This is a genomic window from Polaribacter sp. (assembly GCF_051251875.1).
Lineage (GTDB): Bacteria > Bacteroidota > Bacteroidia > Flavobacteriales > Flavobacteriaceae > Polaribacter.
Genome location: NZ_JBPOGL010000006.1, coordinates 130,304 through 148,017 on the forward strand (window position 1 = coordinate 130,304; position 17,714 = coordinate 148,017).

The 17,714-nt window shown below is 31.4% G+C and carries 13 protein-coding genes and 1 tRNA gene; 6 read left to right on the forward strand and 8 right to left on the reverse strand.

The window, feature by feature from the left end:
• Positions 1 to 72: 72 nt before the first annotated feature.
• Positions 73 to 154: transfer RNA gene (locus ACSHW5_RS04930), tRNA-Leu, on the reverse strand.
• Between the two features lie 105 nt (positions 155 to 259).
• On the opposite strand from ACSHW5_RS04930, the gene ACSHW5_RS04935 reads away from it, so the two are divergent.
• Both ACSHW5_RS04935 and ACSHW5_RS04940 read left to right on the forward strand, forming a co-directional pair.
• Complete coding sequence (locus ACSHW5_RS04935) at positions 260 to 1,648, forward strand: dipeptidase (RefSeq protein ID WP_435674996.1); 1,389 nt, start codon at positions 260 to 262, stop codon at positions 1,646 to 1,648.
• 373 nt (positions 1,649 to 2,021) lie between these two features.
• Positions 2,022 to 3,122 carry a DUF4407 domain-containing protein gene (locus tag ACSHW5_RS04940; RefSeq protein ID WP_435674997.1) on the forward strand — a complete coding sequence of 367 codons (1,101 nt, stop codon included), beginning with the start codon at positions 2,022 to 2,024 and terminating at the stop codon, positions 3,120 to 3,122.
• A 187-nt stretch (positions 3,123 to 3,309) separates the two neighbouring features.
• Here the strand turns inward: ACSHW5_RS04940 and ACSHW5_RS04945 are convergent, their stop codons facing one another.
• The 4 genes from ACSHW5_RS04945 to ACSHW5_RS04960 form a co-directional block, all read right to left on the reverse strand.
• Positions 3,310 to 3,600, reverse strand: a complete 291-nt coding sequence (locus tag ACSHW5_RS04945; RefSeq protein ID WP_435674998.1) for a hypothetical protein — start codon at positions 3,598 to 3,600, stop codon at positions 3,310 to 3,312.
• A gap of 76 nt (positions 3,601 to 3,676) precedes the next feature.
• Positions 3,677 to 4,555: an ATP-binding protein gene (locus tag ACSHW5_RS04950; protein ID WP_435674999.1), complete on the reverse strand. Its 879-nt coding sequence runs from the start codon at positions 4,553 to 4,555 to the stop codon at positions 3,677 to 3,679.
• A 168-nt stretch (positions 4,556 to 4,723) separates the two neighbouring features.
• Positions 4,724 to 6,232, reverse strand: coding sequence for an FMN-binding glutamate synthase family protein (locus ACSHW5_RS04955; RefSeq protein WP_435675000.1), 1,509 nt, complete (start codon positions 6,230 to 6,232; stop codon positions 4,724 to 4,726).
• 365 nt (positions 6,233 to 6,597) lie between these two features.
• A complete protein-coding gene (locus ACSHW5_RS04960; protein WP_203393902.1) occupies positions 6,598 to 6,849 on the reverse strand; it encodes a type B 50S ribosomal protein L31 in 252 nt (83 codons plus the stop codon).
• A 260-nt stretch (positions 6,850 to 7,109) separates the two neighbouring features.
• Here ACSHW5_RS04960 and ACSHW5_RS04965 point away from each other — a divergent pair, with 260 nt between their 5' ends.
• Positions 7,110 to 8,153 (forward strand): glutaminyl-peptide cyclotransferase, encoded by a 1,044-nt coding sequence (locus tag ACSHW5_RS04965; protein WP_435675001.1) that lies wholly within the window; start codon positions 7,110 to 7,112, stop codon positions 8,151 to 8,153.
• Between the two features lie 122 nt (positions 8,154 to 8,275).
• On the forward strand, positions 8,276 to 9,781 hold the full coding sequence (locus ACSHW5_RS04970; protein ID WP_435675002.1) for a hypothetical protein: 1,506 nt from the start codon (positions 8,276 to 8,278) through the stop codon (positions 9,779 to 9,781).
• 229 nt (positions 9,782 to 10,010) lie between these two features.
• Here ACSHW5_RS04970 and ACSHW5_RS04975 read toward each other — a convergent pair whose 3' ends face one another.
• Complete coding sequence (locus tag ACSHW5_RS04975) at positions 10,011 to 11,291, reverse strand: amidohydrolase family protein (RefSeq protein WP_435675003.1); 1,281 nt, start codon at positions 11,289 to 11,291, stop codon at positions 10,011 to 10,013.
• 118 nt (positions 11,292 to 11,409) lie between these two features.
• Between ACSHW5_RS04975 and ACSHW5_RS04980 the strand changes: the two genes are divergently transcribed.
• On the forward strand, positions 11,410 to 12,090 hold the full coding sequence (locus tag ACSHW5_RS04980; protein ID WP_435675004.1) for an SDR family NAD(P)-dependent oxidoreductase: 681 nt from the start codon (positions 11,410 to 11,412) through the stop codon (positions 12,088 to 12,090).
• Between the two features lie 48 nt (positions 12,091 to 12,138).
• Positions 12,139 to 12,741 (forward strand): SprT-like domain-containing protein, encoded by a 603-nt coding sequence (locus ACSHW5_RS04985; protein WP_435675005.1) that lies wholly within the window; start codon positions 12,139 to 12,141, stop codon positions 12,739 to 12,741.
• A gap of 141 nt (positions 12,742 to 12,882) precedes the next feature.
• Here ACSHW5_RS04985 and glpK read toward each other — a convergent pair whose 3' ends face one another.
• Together glpK and ACSHW5_RS04995 are read right to left on the reverse strand one after the other, a co-directional pair.
• Complete coding sequence (glpK, locus tag ACSHW5_RS04990; RefSeq protein WP_435675006.1) at positions 12,883 to 16,050, reverse strand: glycerol kinase GlpK; 3,168 nt, start codon at positions 16,048 to 16,050, stop codon at positions 12,883 to 12,885.
• 16 nt (positions 16,051 to 16,066) lie between these two features.
• Positions 16,067 to 17,530, reverse strand: a complete 1,464-nt coding sequence (locus tag ACSHW5_RS04995; RefSeq protein WP_435675007.1) for a DUF389 domain-containing protein — start codon at positions 17,528 to 17,530, stop codon at positions 16,067 to 16,069.
• Positions 17,531 to 17,714: the final 184 nt, after the last annotated feature.

Genomic DNA, 17,714 nt, shown 5'->3' on the forward strand with positions numbered 1-17,714 from the left:
CTCCATATTGACACCCAAATTGACACCCAAAAATATAAAACCCTCTAAACAAAGCGGTTAGAGGGTTAATTGTACAGGCGGAGAGACTCGAACTCTCACACCTCGCGGCACTAGATCCTAAGTCTAGCGTGTCTACCAATTCCACCACGCCTGCAACTTTTCCAATTTAATTGGGCTGCAAATATAAACAATCCTTGCAAACTGCAAAGCAGTTCATAATAATTTTTCTACTTTTGATAAAGAAATAAAAAACAGAAACATGAACAACATTCAATCTTATATAAAAGACAACAAACAACGCTTCTTAAACGAATTAATAGAACTCCTTAAAATCCCTTCTGTGAGTGCAGATTCGGCTTATAAAAAAGATGTTTTACTTACGGCAGATTTCGTTTTAGAAAGCTTAAAAAAAGCAGGTTGCAACAAGGTAGAAATGTGCGAAACTCCAGGATATCCTATTATTTATGGAGAAAAAATCATCGATAAAAACTTACCAACCGTGCTTGTATATGGTCATTATGATGTACAACCCGCAGATCCCATAGAACTTTGGACCTCACCACCTTTTGAACCGGTGATTAAAAATACAGAAAAACATCCAGAAGGAGCCATTTTTGCAAGAGGCGCTTGCGATGATAAAGGTCAAATGTACATGCACGTAAAAGCATTAGAATACATGACCTCTACCGGAAATTTACCTTGCAATGTAAAATTCATGATAGAAGGAGAAGAAGAAGTAGGTTCAGAAAGTTTAGCCTGGTTTGTACCAAGAAATACAGAAAAACTAGCCAATGATGTTATCTTAATTTCAGATACCGGAATGATTGCCAATGACATTCCGTCTATTACAACAGGTTTACGTGGTTTAAGTTATGTAGAAGTAGAAGTTACAGGGCCAAACAGAGATTTACATTCTGGTTTATACGGAGGCGCGGTAGCAAATCCTATCAATATTTTAACCAAAATGATTGCTTCTTTACACGATGAAAACAACCATATTACCATTCCTGGTTTTTATGACAATGTAGAGGATTTATCTGCAGAAGAAAGAGCCGAAATGGCAAAAGCACCGTTTTCTTTAGACAATTATAAAAACGCCTTAAAAATTAATGATGTTTACGGAGAAAACGGATATTCTACCAACGAACGCAATTCTATTCGTCCTACTTTAGACGTCAACGGAATTTGGGGAGGTTACACTGGCGAAGGCGCAAAAACCGTAATTGCAAGCAAAGCTTATGCTAAAATTTCTATGCGTTTAGTACCAAATCAAGATTGGAAAGATATTACCCAACTGTTCAAAAAACATTTCATAAGCATTGCTCCTAAATCTGTAACCGTTGTTGTAAAACCGCATCATGGCGGACAAGGATATGTAACTCCCATAGACAATATTGCCTACAAAGCAGCCAGTAAAGCCTATGAAACAAGCTTTGGTAAAACGCCAATTCCTCAAAGAAGCGGTGGTAGTATTCCTATTGTTGCCTTATTTGAGCAGCATTTAAAAAGCAAGACTATTTTAATGGGCTTTGGCTTAGATTCTGACGCCATTCACTCGCCAAACGAACATTTCGGAGTTTGGAATTACCTAAAAGGAATTGAAACCATTCCTTATTTCTACAAATATTTTACAGAAATGTCTCAATAAAATAACCCATCCGTTCAGCAATGAGCGGATTTTTTTTTGGGCATTCCCCAATTATTTGAAAAAAATAATTGCGTCAGGCTTTCCGCACTCGCTTTTTTTGTAAACACAAAAAAGAGCTCAAACAAATGCTGCAATCCTTAATGCGGGCGCATTTGCTAACTTTTAGAAAAACTAAAAATTTACTTATTACTTACCTTTATAACAAACCAGTGGGGTTTTAAGTACCAATGTAGAAAAAAACAAAGACGGTTCTGGTGCTATTTATATAACCAGTAAAAAAATCAAATTTTTGTTAAAAGCCTCACAATGTGAGGCTTTTTTTGTAACATATTTTAATAAAAATCGTTTGTAATTTATACAAAATTGCAAAACAATGCTTAAAAAATTCTTTATTACCTGTTCTGGAGTCGATAAAACCATCATCAACAACTGTTCTGATGGCGAACAAAATAAATATGTAGGTATTGGTGCTACTGTGTTTTTTACCGCGGTTATGGCTACCATTGCCGGAAGTTATGCACTGTTTACCGTTTTTGACAATATCTATGCAGCAATTTTCTTCGGACTTATTTGGGGATTGTTAATTTTTAATTTAGACCGCTTTATTGTTTCCACCATAAAAAAAAGAGACGCCAAATGGAAAGAATTTTTACAAGCTTCACCAAGAATTATATTGGCAGTCATTATCGCTATTGTAATTTCTAAACCCTTAGAATTAAAACTCTTTGAAAAAGAAATCAATCAAGTTTTATTAACCGAAAAAAACCAAATGACATTGGATAATAAAACCCAAATTGCAGCACAGTTTACGCCAGAAATCGCAAAATTAAATTCAGAAATTGACGATTTAAAATCAGAAATAACAACAAAAGAAACAGCCACAAACACTTTATACGAAACCTATATTGCAGAAGCAGAAGGTAGAAAAGGAACAAAATTAGTAGGAAAAGGACCTGTTTATAAAGAAAAAAGAGAAAAACACGATGCTGCTTTAGCAGCATTAAATCAACTTAAAAAAGACAATGCAGCGAAAATACAAACAAAGGAATTAGCCATTAGCAATTTAAAAAAATCACAAGAATTATCTGTAATCCAAACCCAACCTATTATTGCAAATTTTGACGGACTCATGGCTAGAATAAATGCACTTCGTAAATTGCCTTGGTTGCCATCTTTTTTTATTTTCTTATTGTTTTTAGCCATAGAAACATCACCCATATTTGCCAAATTAATATCTCCAAAAGGCGAATATGATTTTAAATTAGAAGATGAAGAAACGGCCATAAAAACATGGGTAGACCAACAAATACAGCAAAGAGCAGAACTTTTAAATGCAGATATTCTCATCAACAAAAAAGTCTATAAAGACATTGCTGAAGAAGACGAAATCTATACGTATAAACAAAAAATAGCGAGAGATTTAATGAAATTACAAGCAGACGCTTTTTATAAAAAACAACAGAAAATGTTGTAAGTATATTCTCTACTTATTTAAAACCATTTCCTAGAACTGAACTTCTTCAGTCAATATCCAGAAGAGTTTTTTTTTAAGTTACATTCCCTCTTAACTTTTTAACTCAAAAAAACCGAACTTCGCTCACTACGAATATAAAACATTGAAACATTGCATATTCGTGTTAAGGTTTGACACAAGCGAATAATTATGCTAAATATAAATTTCTATATTTAGTTATATAATTATTCAATCTTAGAAACTGATTTTTAGAACCTTTAAATTTAACTGTATCCTTAAAACCTGAGAAACCATAATTATCTAAAAAGGCTCCAAAAGAAGTATTTAAAAAAGATGAAGACATCGTCAAATCAGAATCAACCAATAAAATTAATTGTTCTTCTTTTAAATATGCATCTTGCAAAGCATTGAAAAGAATCACTCCTTCATCGTTTGAGCTGGAATTTTTCACAATATTTTTTAATATCAAAGTTTTCATTAGAAAAATGTTTTAATTATATTGTTAAAACGAACAAATTCTGTGCAAAAGTATGAATAAATATACAATTTTTTTGTTAAAAGTCAAATATCTCATCAGTATCATCTTTTTCAACAAAGGTATTTAAGTCGACTTCGACTTTAATTAATGTCCCAGAAAAGTCATATCCCACATTACCTGCTCTATAAACATTGCCTGCTTGTTTTTCAACAATCCCATTATTGGAAATTATAAGTAATTTACCATTTGAACTTTCAGTTAACTCAAGAATATTATTCAATCCAAACCCTCTATTTCTAGGTGTTGAATTTATCGAAAACCCTCTTTCTAGCGACTTAAGTATTGCTTTCCAGTCTTCAATTTCTTTAGTACCTTGAACATCTGAATTATTAATTGATGTGGGAATTCCTATTCCAAAATCACAAACTGAAAATGAAATTTTATGATTTTTAGGATAATATTGCGTTATAATATAACCCGTAACAGGCGATTTAGAATGATCAAAAATATTATTAAAAACTTCATCCATATTGGATGATAAAGGCACTAAATCTTTATTATCAGTAAATCTTTCAAAATATTCCTTCGCATACATTGAATAAGAATATATCATATTTTCTGATATTTTCCATAAACATAGAGTTGTACTATTATGAGATAAAGTAAATTTACTTCTATCAAACCCAACCTTCCAGTATTCTTTAAACTTTATATTAAATAAATGATTATTAAACCCATCTGTACCTCCAATAAAGGAGATTTTACAATTATTAATATAAAAACTCTCAATTAAACAAGCCAATATTACAAAATCATCTGTTTCCATAAAGCGAACTTCATTAAAATCGACAATCAACAAGTCAATATCGTTTGTATTCTTTATACTTTCACTTACAAAACGAAACCAATCATCTAATTGTTGACTTGATGGAACTTTTAAAACAAACTCTTTCATTTAATATTTTAATACAAATATAGTTAAGCCAATGACTAACACCATATTTAATTTATTGCTTGTTTCTTACCTATTTTAGAAAAACACTCGCGGATTTTCTTGATAGTAATTATATACTAATTTAGTGCTAAACTCACGCAACAAACCATACAAACACGTTAGCGAAACTTAATAATAAACTTCCTCCAAACTCACAATTTCTTCGTCCTTTCTACGTCTAAAAACTTGGTTTGGTTTAATATCTGTAATAGATGCTATTCCCATAGCCGCAACTACTTCTTTTACCGCTTTTATAGTTTCATCATGATAATTTTTAACACGCACATTTTTCTTTTCTACCACCAACGCTTTTACCAAATCTTCATCTTGTGTAGCCACACCAACCGGGCAGGTATCTAAATTACACTCTCTAGCCTGTATGCAGCCTAAACTTAACATAAAGCTTCTTGCCATTCCTATGGCATCTGCTCCCAGCGCCAAATATTTTACAATATCAAAAGCGTCAATTGCTTTACCTGAAGCAATAATTTTAATTTGATTTTTTAATTTGTACTTTAACAATAACTTATTTACAAAAACCAATCCTTCAATTAGTGGTGTTCCAATATAATTGGTAAATTCTAAAGGTGCAGCACCAGTACCTCCTTCTCCTCCATCTACAGAAATAAAATCTGGATAATTATTAGCCTCCGAAAATGCTTTTATCATTGCTTCTATTTCCTCATTATTACCCACACAAATTTTAATTCCTACGGGTTTTCCGCCAGACAACTCTCTTACTTTTTGAATGAAAGAAATCATACCGTCAAAATCTGAAAATGCCGAATGACTTGGTGGTGAATCTACTTGTGTAAAAGGAACTACGCCACGAATTTCAGCAATTTCCTCGGTATTTTTCATGGCCGGTAAAATACCTCCATGACCCGGTTTTGCGCCTTGAGAAAACTTAATTTCTATCATTTTTACTTCTGGACGCACGGCATTATTTCTAAAAATTTGATCATCAAAAAGGCGTTTTCCATTGATATCATGTTTTCCCGCTCCAAAATAACCTGTTCCTACTTGAAAAATAATATCTCCTCCTTGCAAATGATAAGGAGAGATTCCGCCTTCGCCAGTATTATGTGCAAAATTGCCCATTTTAGCCCCTTGATTTAAAGCCATAATTGCATGTTTACTCAAAGATCCAAAAGACATTGCAGAAATATTAATAATAGAACCATCGTATTTTTGAGTACATTTATCTGAACCATAAACAATTCTATCTCCTGCGATGTGATGATGGTCTTTAGGAAACAATGAGTGTTTTACAAATTCATAGCCTTTTGCATACACATTGTGTTGCGTACCAAAAGGAATGGTAGCTTTAGATAATTTAGCACGCTGATAAACAATACTTCTTTTTTCTCTATTGATGGGCGTTCCGTTTAAATTGTCTTCTATAAAATATTGTTGAATTTTATCTCTTTCGTCTTCAAAAAACCAACGTAAACGAGCAATTAGTGGATAAGCTCTTAATAAAGAGTGTTTAGTTTGTATGCTATCATGAATTGCTATTGTGGTAAGAAATCCGGAAATAGCTAGTATAATAAAAGTACCTATTTGTGGTATGAAGTACACTAAAACTCCTGATAAAATAGTGATGACTATAAAAATGGTAAGTATGGTATTTCTCATTTTCTTTTTCGTTTTAAAAGAAGTTTAAAAATACTCATTTCCTTTTAGATTATACAAAGGAGTTGCAAATAATTGCGTTAGGGATTGAAGTGGAAATCCTTTTTTTTGTGTACTAAATTCAGTAAATTCTATAAAGATTAAATTTAGTTTTAAAAAAACCGGTAACTGAAATACAATTTCCTAAAAAAAAGATTGTAGCGGAAAGCCCGACCTTTAGGGAACGCCCAACTAATTTTAATTAAAAAAAACTGATACATTTAAAAAACCCAAAATGATGTTAGTGCGAATCTTGTCTAAATTCGGCATAAAAAAAACTCCAACAAATACTTGCTGGAGTTTTAAATATGTTGAAAATTCTAAAAAAATTATTTTTTGAATTTTGCGTATTTGTTTTTAAATTTATCAATACGTCCTGCAGCATCAATAAGTTTAGATTTACCAGTGTAAAATGGGTGAGAAGTTCTAGAAATCTCTAATTTTACTAAAGGATACTCAACACCATCAACTTCTAACGTTTCTTTAGTGTCTACAGTAGAACGTGTTAAAAATACATCTTCATTAGACATGTCTTTAAATGCTACCATTCTGTAATTTTCTGGATGAATTCCTTTTCTCATTTTATTATATTTTAATACTTTAATGTTATGTTTGCATGAGTAAAGTTGGTAAGGCTTACTCGAATCTCTAAATAGTTGTTATTTACTATTTTGAGGATGCAAATTTAATGATATTTTTTAATATACAAATAACTTTTTTACTTTTATTTAACATTGTAAAAAAATTAACAGTAACAACTACAGTTTTATGTGCTAAAAGTTGCCTTATAAAACTCTTTTTTTGAATATTTACGTTTTAAAACTTTGAAATTTTTTATATAATGAAGTACAATTCTATTCTAATTACATTATTACTGTGTATTGTTTTATTAACTTCTTGTAATGGAGAGTATAAATTTACGCTAGAAACGCCAAAAACAACAGCATTAAACAACACCATTACAGTGTCATTATCTGAAAAAAATAACAAACCTATAAACAGCGTTCAGTTTTTTGTAAATGGGAAAGAAATTACTTCTGAAGGCACTAATTTAACCTTAAACACAAATGATTTTGGTGTAGGTAAACATGTAGTTTCTGCCTTGGTTTTTTATCCTGATAAATCAAAAAAAATAAACAATTCTTTTGAAGTTTTTGCAGATAAACCTTATCAAGTATATACCTTTAAAATTATTAACACCTACCCACATGATACAAAAGCATACACACAAGGCTTAGAGTATTATAACGGATTTTTGTATGAAACAACAGGTCGTAAAGGACAATCTACTTTAAGAAAAGTAGACATTACTACAGGTAAAGTTCTTAAAAAAATAGATTTAGATAAAAAATATTTTGGTGAAGGAATGAGCATTGTGAATGACAAAATTACCTGGTTAACTTGGCAAAGTAAAGTAGGTTTTGTGTATGATTTAAATACTTTTGAACAAGTAAGCGAATTTTCTTACAATAAAAGTATAGAAGGTTGGGGTTTAACACACAATGATAAAGAATTTATAAAGTCTGATGGTTCTAACAAAATTTGGTTTTTAGATTTAGAAACAAAAGCTGAAAAAAGATTTATTCAAGTGTATAATCACAAACAAAGCATTCCTTATTTAAATGAATTAGAATATGTAAATGGCAAAATTTATGCTAATTATTGGAAAAAACCGCTAATTGCAATTATTAACCCAGAAACAGGTGTTGTTGAAGGAATTGCGAATATGACCGAATTAAAAAAGGAAATGGAAAAAACTCAAAAATTAACCGATGATGATGACGTTTTAAACGGTATTGCTTATGACAAAGAAAATAACCGCCTTTTTGTTACAGGTAAACATTGGGAAAAATTATTTGAAATTGAATTGATAAAAAAACAATAATCAACTCAAATAAAAGTTCTATTTTTATATCACTAAATAACCCTCTTCAGAACTATAATTGCTAATAAAAATCTAAACATATTATGATTTTACGAATGCTTGAGGAAACAGAAATTAAATCTATGCGTAATTTTATATACTTATTAATTATAGTTGTTATTGCTTCTGTAACTTCTTGTAGAAAAGATTTTAGTACAATACCTAGTTTTGGTAGTCTAGAATTTTCTAAAGACACGGTCTACTTAGACACCATTTTTACAAATATTGGTTCTGCTACGTATAATTTAAAAGTTTACAACCGCGGAAAAAGTGATATTACAATTCCTAAAATTGCATTAGAAAATGGCGTTTCATCTAATTACAGATTAAATGTTGATGGAATTCCAGGAAAAGAATTTAACAACATAAATATTCTGGCAAAAGATAGCATGTTTGTTTTTGTAGAAACCACCATTGATGTTACCAACATACCTAATCCATTATATACAGATAGAATTTTGTTTGATACAGGCACAAATCAGCAAGATGTAGATTTGGTAACATTGGTACAAGATGCTAACTTTATTTATCCTAGTAAAGATGCAATTTCTATGAAAATTGATAGTTTAACGCTAGACGGAAGTCCGACTTCTATTAAAGGTAGATTTTTAACAGATGCTGAACTTACTTTTACCAACATAAAACCAACAGTTATTTATGGTTATGCTGCAGTTTCTGCCAATAAAACATTAACGGTAAATGCGGGCGCAAAAATTTATTTTCACGATAACTCTGGTTTAATAATTGATGATAAAGCAACCCTAAAAGTAAACGGAACGTTAACAGAAAAAGTAGTTTTTGAAGGAGATAGATTAGAACATGATTTTTCTGATACACCAGGTCAATGGGGTGCAATTTGGATGCGTGCGGGAAGCAAAGACAACGAAATTAAACATGCACAAATTAAAAACGGAATTGTTGGAATTTTAATAGACAGCATTGGGTCTAACACTGCGCCAACCCTAAAACTTCAAAATACTGAAATATACAATCACGCTAACTTTGGTATTTTAGCAAGAGAAACCAATATTGAGGCGTACAATGTTGTTATTGGTTCTGCCGGGCAAGCTTCTTTGGCTGCTACCGTTGGCGGAACATATAATTTTACACACAGTACTTTTGCCAATTATTGGAACAATAGTTTGCGTCAATTACCTGCCGTTTTAGTTAATAATTTCTTTGTTTATAATGATGATTCTGGCCAAGAAATTATTGAAACTAGAGACTTAAAAGCTGCTAATTTTACCAATTGCATTTTTGATGGAAATAACAATATCGAATTTATTTTAGACAAAGTAGACGGAGGTCTTTTTAATTATTCTGTAAGTAATTCTATGATAAAATTTGAGGATACTGCTAATTCTTATGCTGATTTTGATGAGTTAGATTTTACCAATGCAAACTATGAAAACATTATTTTAAACGGAAAGTCTCATTTTAGAGATACTCAAAATGAAGATTTTATTATAGGTGAAGAAAGTGACGCAATAAACAAAGCTGCCATAACTTCGTTTTCTACAGATATTTTAGGAGTTACAAGAAGCGCAACTCCAGATATTGGAGCGTATGAACATATTATTTTTGAATAGATTTATATAAACCCCATCAGGTTTTTAAAACCTAATGGGGTTAAACTTGTTAAGTTAAAAAATAAAATAAAGGTCTTTGCTTTTGTCAAACTCATAAAATGGAAATGGATGAATGCTATTTCCTAAAAGCAATCTAAAAGAGTCTATTTCTTAAAAAAAGTATTCGCAAGAAATAGTATTCATTAAAAGAACTCTAGAGTAAACAATATTTAAGGTTTTAACTGTCAGTTTAATTCTTATAAACAACTCCATTTTTCATTACAAAAATTACATTTTCCATTGTAGAAATATCTTGTGTAGGGTCATCATTAACAGCAATAATATCAGCAAAAAATCCTTTTTGTATTGCTCCTATTTCGTTTTCCATTTTTAACAACAGGGCATTTGTAATTGTTGCAGATTGCAAGGTTTCCATGGCTGGCATTCCTGCTGCAACCATAAAACCAAATTCTTTTCCGTTATTACCGTGTTTAAATACACCTGCATCTGTACCAAAGGCAATTCCTACTCCTTTTTTGTAGGCTTTTGCAAAAGTTCCTTGAATTTGTGGTCCAACAGCCAATGCTTTAGGTACTACAATGGCCGGATAAAATCCTTCAATTGTAGCTTTTTCTGCAACTTCTTTTCCTGCGGTAATTGTAGGTACTAAATACGCGTTGTGCTTTTTCATTAATTCCATTGTTTCATCACTCATATAAGTACCGTGTTCTATGGTTTTTACACCACCAATAATAGCTCTTTTCATTCCTTCATCTCCATGTGCATGCGCGGCAACTTGCATTCCGTAATCTTTTGCAGTTTCACAAATTGCTTTTATTTCTTCAATTGTAAATTGCGGATTATCACCAGATTTCGCCACACTTAAAACACCACCGGTTGCTGTTATTTTAATCCAATCTGCTCCGTTTTTATAACGTTGTCTTACTGCTTTTTTTGCATCCTCAACAGAATTTACAACACCTTCTTTAGGCCCAGGATCTCCAACTAATTTTCTACTTCTTCCGTTGGTAGGATCTGCATGACCACCAGTTGTTGCTAAAGATTTTCCTGCTGTAAAAACTCTTGGCCCTGGAATTTTACCAGCATTAATTGCTTTTTTAATTGAAATATTAACACCACTTCCACCTAAATCTCTAACGGTTGTAAACCCATTTAATAAGGTAGATTTCGCAAAACCCACTGAGTTAAAAGCTACATCTGCTTCATTTAATATGTATTTATTTAGTCTAGTATTTCTAGTAAATTCTAGCTCTATATGCACATGCATATCTATTAAACCAGGCATTATTACCTTGTCTTTTAAATCGATGCTTTTGGCGGTTTTGCTTCTTGGAATCACATAACCATCCATAACATCTACAATTTTATTTTCTTCTACTATAATGGTTTTTTTAGTTTGAATAGTGCCTGATTTGGTATCAATCAATTTTCCACATAAAATATAGGTAGATTGAGAAAAAACTGTGAATGAAAGAAAGAATACGCATACGAAAACAATGTTTTTTTTCATCATAATAAATTTAGTTTATAGATCATTTTTACCCTATTTATAAAAATCATTTGTATAGGTTTTGCCATTAAATGTATGAAAAATTGAGTAAATTGCTCGTTTAAATTTTCTTTATAAAATGAAAAACATCGTAATTACAGGAACAAGTAGAGGAATTGGGTTTGAATTAGCGAAACAATTTGCTGAAAATGGCCATCAAGTTTTGGCTATTTCTAGAAACTCGAAACCTTTAACAGATTTTAATCACAAAAATATTACAGTTCTTTCTGTGGATGTTTCTAAAAATTCAGAATTACAAGAAGTAACTAATTTTATACATAAAAAATGGCAACAAGTTGATATTCTAATCAATAATGCAGGAAAATTAATTAACAAACCTTTTACAGATTTATCTTCGGATGATTTTTTAGACGTATATAAAGTAAATGTTTTTGCCGTAGCTGAGCTCACAAAATTAATGATTCCGTATCTACAAAAAGGAAGTCATGTTGTTACTATTAGTTCTATGGGAGGCATTCAAGGAAGTATGAAATTCCCTGGGTTGGCAGCTTATTCATCCGCCAAAGGCGCTGTTATTACTTTATCAGAATTATTGGCAGAAGAATACAAAGAACAACAAATTGCCTTTAACGTTTTGGCTTTAGGAGCCGTTAATACAGAAATGTTGGCAGAGGCTTTTCCTGATTATATTGCACCACTTTCTGCCGCAGAAATGGCAAACTATATTTTTGATTTCTCTTTAAATGGAAACAAATTTTATAATGGAAAAGTTTTACAAGTATCATCTACAACACCGTAATTAGTAAGCAGTAAGCAGTAAGCAGTAAGCAGTAAGCAAAATTATAAATTGAATTCAAATTATCAAAACTTCGTTCCGTTAAAAGCAATTCCGTTTGTAGAGTTTCTAATAAACGACCATAACTTTACCTTGTTCATTGTAAATCAACGGGAAACAAAACATGGCGATTTTAGAAAACTACCAAATGGACGGTTTCAAATTACGGTTAACAACAACCTGAATAAATACCAGTTTTTGTTAACCTTAATTCATGAAATTGCGCATCATGTTACGCATCAAAAATTTGGGCGCGTGAAACCGCACGGAAAAGAATGGAAAATGATTTTTCAACATTTGATGTTGCCTTTTCTTCATCCAGATATTTATCCGAAGGAAATATTGCCTTTTTTGGCAAACTACTTAAAAAACCCAAAGGCAAGTACTGATACTGATGTAAATTTATCGTTGGCTTTAAGAGGAAATGTAGCCGAAACCGGAAAGAATTTTATTTTTGAAATTCCTTTAGGAAGTCTTTTTGTCTTTAAAAATACCATCTATAAAAGAGGTAATAAGCGCAGAACTCGATTTGAATGTATGAATATGAATAACAAAAAAGTATATTTATTTAACCAAAATGTAGAAGTAATTTTATTTGAGCCCCTTAAAAAGTAAGGTTATTAAATTTCTTAATCCCTTGTAAAAAAACTACTGCCTGGTAAATTTGAAACCTACTTTACAACAATAAGAATTTCAACAAAACCTTTTTTTTTATCGAAATATAAAACCAGTACAAGACTCAGAAAACTTATTTAATTAAAATTCTGACTCGTAATAGGTTTTAGCATCCTTCAGCAACAACTCCATTTTTTCTTTTTCAAACAGAATTCTTTGATCATCCCAATCTAAATATTTTATAAAATCTTTTAAAATAATATTAAAGTAATCAGAAATACTAGCAATGTTAAAATACAACCTGCCGGTTCTCCTTACAAAAAAATCTGCCAAGCTATTGGTCATTTCAAAATGAATACAATACCATAGTTCTGCTCTAATTAAGTTTTCTAGCGGTGTACCATTCATAAAAAAATCTATTTTTTCTACAATTAAAGAAGCTCTTTTACCATAAGTAGATGTTAAATACCAAGCATAATAGCTTTCTGAAATTCCTTTTTGTAACAATTCGCATTCTAATTCTTGTTGATAAATAGCTACTTCTTCAGAAGAATGCAGTGTAGGCGTTACCAAAGAAATGTGTTCTGTGTCCGTTTTATGCAACTTCTTTGTTCTTTTCTCTGACAACGTTTTTAAAACGACTTCCATTACTCTTTGCGCCATTTTTCTATATCCGGTTAATTTACCTCCTGCAATAGAAATTAAGCCAGTATTAGAAATAAAAATCTCATCTTTTCTAGATAATTCTGATGGATCTTTTTCCTCTTCATGAATTAAAGGACGTAAGCCTGCCCAATTAGATTCTACATCGTCAATAGTTACATCAACCTTTGGAAACGTATGATTTATTGCTTTTATCAAATAGGCAACATCTTCTTTTGTTGCTACAACTCTATTTAAATCTCCTTTATAATTGGTATCTGTTGTGCCCACATACGTGCATCTTCCTCTGGGAATTGCGAAAATCATTCTGCCATCTTCAACATCAAAATACACAGATTGTTTTACTGGTAATTTTTTATGAGGAAAAACAATATGCACTCCTTTGGTTAAATGCAAATATTTATGATTCATAGAATTATCCTTCTTACGAATTTCATCTACCCAAGGACCCGCCGCTGAAACATAATTTCTTGCCGTTAAATTTATTTTCTTTCCGGTATTATGATCAATACAATTTAAACTTTCAATTTTGTGATTGCTGTCATAAATAAGAGTTTCCATTTCGCAATAATTAATAATTGTTGCGCCAAATTCTGCTGCTTTTTTAAGTAACTCTATGGTTAATCTGGCATCATCTGTTCTGTATTCTGCATAAAAACCACTTCCAAAAACAGTATTTTTATCTAATAAAGGTTCTTTTACAAAAGTTTCTTCTTTATTAAGCATTCTTCTGCTATCGTCACCACTAACATTTGCCAAGAGATCATACACTTTTAAGCCAATAGATGTCATCATTTTACCATAGGTTCCTCCTTCTATTAAAGGCAGTAACATTTTTTCTGGCAATACCAAATGAGGTGCTAATTTATGTACAATTGCTCTTTCCGAACCAGATTCTCTCACCAAACCAATTTCTAATTGTTTCAAATATCGTAATCCGCCATGAATAAGTTTTGTTGATTTATTACTAGTACCTGAAGCAAAATCATTTTTCTCTATTAAGCAAACGCTCAATCCTCTAGATGATGCATCTAGCGCAATTCCTGCACCTGTAACTCCCCCACCAATTACAATCATATCAAACTTGGTTGAGGTCACTTTTTTAAGCTGTTTCTTTCTATCTAAAATTGAAAACCGAAGCGGTTTGTTCTTAATTTTGTCTTTACTAAAGGTTTTTGTTTTATCAAGGGCATGTAACCAACCTTTGTATTTTTTATTTCTCAATTTTGGTTTCATTTCAGATTTAAAAATAGTTTCTATTTTTCTTAAATCTTCAATATTTTCTATTTGCCAAAAACCTGCTTTAATACCTGCTAACAATGCCACACCAAATGCTGTAACTTCAATCATTTTTGGTCTGTCTACATCCACATTTAAAATATCAGACTGAAACTGCATTAAATAATTGTTACTACTGGCGCCTCCATCAACTTTTAAAGTGATCATTTCTTTTCCAGAATCTTGAATCATGGCATCAATAACATCTTTTGTTTGATATGCCAATGCTTCTACGGTGGCCTTAATAATCTCTTCTCTACCAGTATCTAAAGTCATTCCGTAAATACTTCCTTTGGCTTTCGCATCCCAATAAGGAGCTCCCAAACCTGCAAAAGCAGGAACTACATAAACATCTTTTAACGGTGGAATACTTTTACAAATTTCTTCAGTATCCGATGCTTTTTTTATTAATTGTAAATTATCTCTTAGCCATTGAATAGCAGCTCCACCAACAAAAACACTACCTTCTAAAGCATATTTTATAGGTTCATTTTCTAAACTACAAGTAAGCGTTGTTAATAATCCTTTTTGAGAAACTACTTGTTTTTTTCCGATATTTAAAAGGATAAAACAACCAGTTCCGTAAGTGTTTTTAGCAATCCCAGATTTAAAACCTCCTTGACCAAACAAAGATGCCTGTTGATCACCTGCAACACCATAAATAGGAATTTTAATGTCTTTATAAGTTACGTTTCCAAAATGTGAAGAGGAGTTTTGCACTGTTGGCAACATACTTTTAGGAATGTCTAATGCATTTAAAAGTGTTTCATCCCACTGTAATTCTTTAATATTGTACAGCAATGTGCGCGACGCATTGGTATGATCTGTAAGGTGATTTTCGCCATTGGTAAATTTGTAAATCAACCAACTATCTATAGTTCCAAAACACAATTCTCCTGCATTTGCTTTTTCTCTTGCACCTTCAACATTCTCTAAAATCCATTTTAATTTAGTGCCAGAAAAATAAGCGTCAATCACCAGACCTGTATGTTCTTTCACATACTCTGTAAGTCCTTTGTGTTTTAAATCATCACATATTTCAGAGGTACGTTTGTCTAACCAAACAATAGCATTATAAATGGGCAAACCGGTTTTTCTATCCCAAACTACAGTGGTTTCTCGTTGATTTGTAATTCCTATAGCAACAATTTCTTCAGCTTTAATTTTTGAATCATCAAGAACTTTATAAAAAGTTTCTAATTGATCCTTATAAATGTCTTCCGCATTATGCTCTACCCAACCAGATTTTGGATAATATTGTTTTAATTCTTTTTGAGCACTGGCAACTATTTCTCCATTATGATCAAAAATAATAGTTCTAGTACTTGTTGTACCTTGATCAAAAGCCACTATATATTTTTTCTTCATAACTCTAAAATACTTTTTATTTTTCCCTTTTGATAAAAAGTGTATCCAACTCCATTTCTTTTTGCAACCAACTTCTTAATTCTCTTTCTCTAGGAGCCACAATACTATCCGGAACTTTTAGATTCCATTTGATAGATATTACCGGAATGGTATCTATTTTTATAAAATCTTTTGAAGATAAAACTTTGGCAAAACCAATTTCCTCAATATCATTGTATCTAATTTTTGCATCTTTTGAAATTCTACTAAAAGCAATCACTTTTTTATTTTTATAATGTGCATCCACTTCTATTCTTGTATTTAAAATAGAAATTGTTTCTTGCAAATCTAAAATCTGTTTTTGTAAACCAGCAATAATATTTTTACTTTCTTGTAACTCTTCCCTTTTATCTTGATACGCCGTTGTAATTAATTCAAAACTCTTGGTATCACTTCCTTTTATGATTAGTTTATAATCTGTTAGATTCGGATACAATACTTGATCTAACAACTCATTTGTTAAATCATTTTCTGTTGCCTGACTAACTTCATTGAAAAAATTTAGAAAGATTTCCTTTTTACTAAGATCTTTATCCCAATCAATTAATTGCAAATATTTATTACTTTTTATCTCATTTTTAATGTAATTATTTATTTGTGTATTAACTTGATTTTCATTGAAAACAGTTATAAAAGTAAATATTGCAGGTATCATAACTGCTACACCAACAATAGTTGCAATAGTAGCATATCGTTTCCTTTTAGCCACACTGGCATATTTATGCATCGGAAAACGTAATAATTTTAATACTAAAAATGTAGCTAATGCAATAAAAATAGTATTGATTGTAAATAAATACATGGCTCCAAAAAAGTAATCAAAATTACCTTTTGCCAATCCATAACCTGCAGTACATAAAGGTGGCATTAAGGCCGTTGCAATTGCCACACCAAAAATAACAGAAGCCATGGTACCTTTTTTAGTTCTAGCTACCATTAAAGCCAAACCACCAAAAAATGCAATTAACACATCTCTAATATCCGGACTAACTCTACCTAATAATTCCGAATTATCTTCACTCAAAGGAAAAAAATAGAAAAATAAAAATGACGCCAATAAACTTAGGATAATCATAATCCCCAAATTAACCAGAGATTTTCTAAAAATATCAATATCATTTATAGCAAAAGACATTCCAATACCTAATATAGGCCCCATAAGAGGAGATATTAACATCGCACCAATTACTACCGCAGTAGAATTAGCATTTAAACCAACAGATGCAACAAATACAGCAAAAATAAGAATCCAAGCAGTGGCGCCTTTAAAAGGAATATCTGCTTTTATAGCTTCTATGGTTGCCTCTTGGTCCGTATCATGCCTAAAATCGAAAAGTTCTTTTAAAAATAACTTTATACTTTCAAACAAACCTTTAGCATCTTCTTTAAGAACTTGTTTAGATTTTTCTGTAGATGCTTCTGTAATTTTTTTTTCCTCCATAATATATAATTACTCTTCGTTCGAAATATACAAAAAAGTACTTTGTAATTGAACAAAGAATTCAATTCACAGAAGATAAAAAACCAAAAAAGACATTATAGATAATAATTATGGCGTGCCCCCGCAAAAAAGCGAGGTCAGGCTATTCGTTCCAAGTCCTCGTTCGTACCTCACTGTGGGCTTT

What these genes read in the sequence shown, in the direction of transcription:
- ACSHW5_RS04935 (WP_435674996.1), top strand. Translation starts at nt 260, where the DNA reads ATGAACAACATTCAATCTTATATAAAAGACAACAAACAACGCTTCTTA.
- ACSHW5_RS04940 (WP_435674997.1), top strand. Translation starts at nt 2,022, where the DNA reads ATGCTTAAAAAATTCTTTATTACCTGTTCTGGAGTCGATAAAACCATC.
- ACSHW5_RS04945 (WP_435674998.1), bottom strand. Translation starts at nt 3,600, where the DNA reads ATGAAAACTTTGATATTAAAAAATATTGTGAAAAATTCCAGCTCAAAC.
- ACSHW5_RS04950 (WP_435674999.1), bottom strand. Translation starts at nt 4,555, where the DNA reads ATGAAAGAGTTTGTTTTAAAAGTTCCATCAAGTCAACAATTAGATGAT.
- ACSHW5_RS04955 (WP_435675000.1), bottom strand. Translation starts at nt 6,232, where the DNA reads ATGAGAAATACCATACTTACCATTTTTATAGTCATCACTATTTTATCA.
- ACSHW5_RS04960 (WP_203393902.1), bottom strand. Translation starts at nt 6,849, where the DNA reads ATGAGAAAAGGAATTCATCCAGAAAATTACAGAATGGTAGCATTTAAA.
- ACSHW5_RS04965 (WP_435675001.1), top strand. Translation starts at nt 7,110, where the DNA reads ATGAAGTACAATTCTATTCTAATTACATTATTACTGTGTATTGTTTTA.
- ACSHW5_RS04970 (WP_435675002.1), top strand. Translation starts at nt 8,276, where the DNA reads ATGCGTAATTTTATATACTTATTAATTATAGTTGTTATTGCTTCTGTA.
- ACSHW5_RS04975 (WP_435675003.1), bottom strand. Translation starts at nt 11,291, where the DNA reads ATGAAAAAAAACATTGTTTTCGTATGCGTATTCTTTCTTTCATTCACA.
- ACSHW5_RS04980 (WP_435675004.1), top strand. Translation starts at nt 11,410, where the DNA reads ATGAAAAACATCGTAATTACAGGAACAAGTAGAGGAATTGGGTTTGAA.
- glpK (WP_435675006.1), bottom strand. Translation starts at nt 16,050, where the DNA reads ATGAAGAAAAAATATATAGTGGCTTTTGATCAAGGTACAACAAGTACT.
- ACSHW5_RS04995 (WP_435675007.1), bottom strand. Translation starts at nt 17,530, where the DNA reads ATGGAGGAAAAAAAAATTACAGAAGCATCTACAGAAAAATCTAAACAA.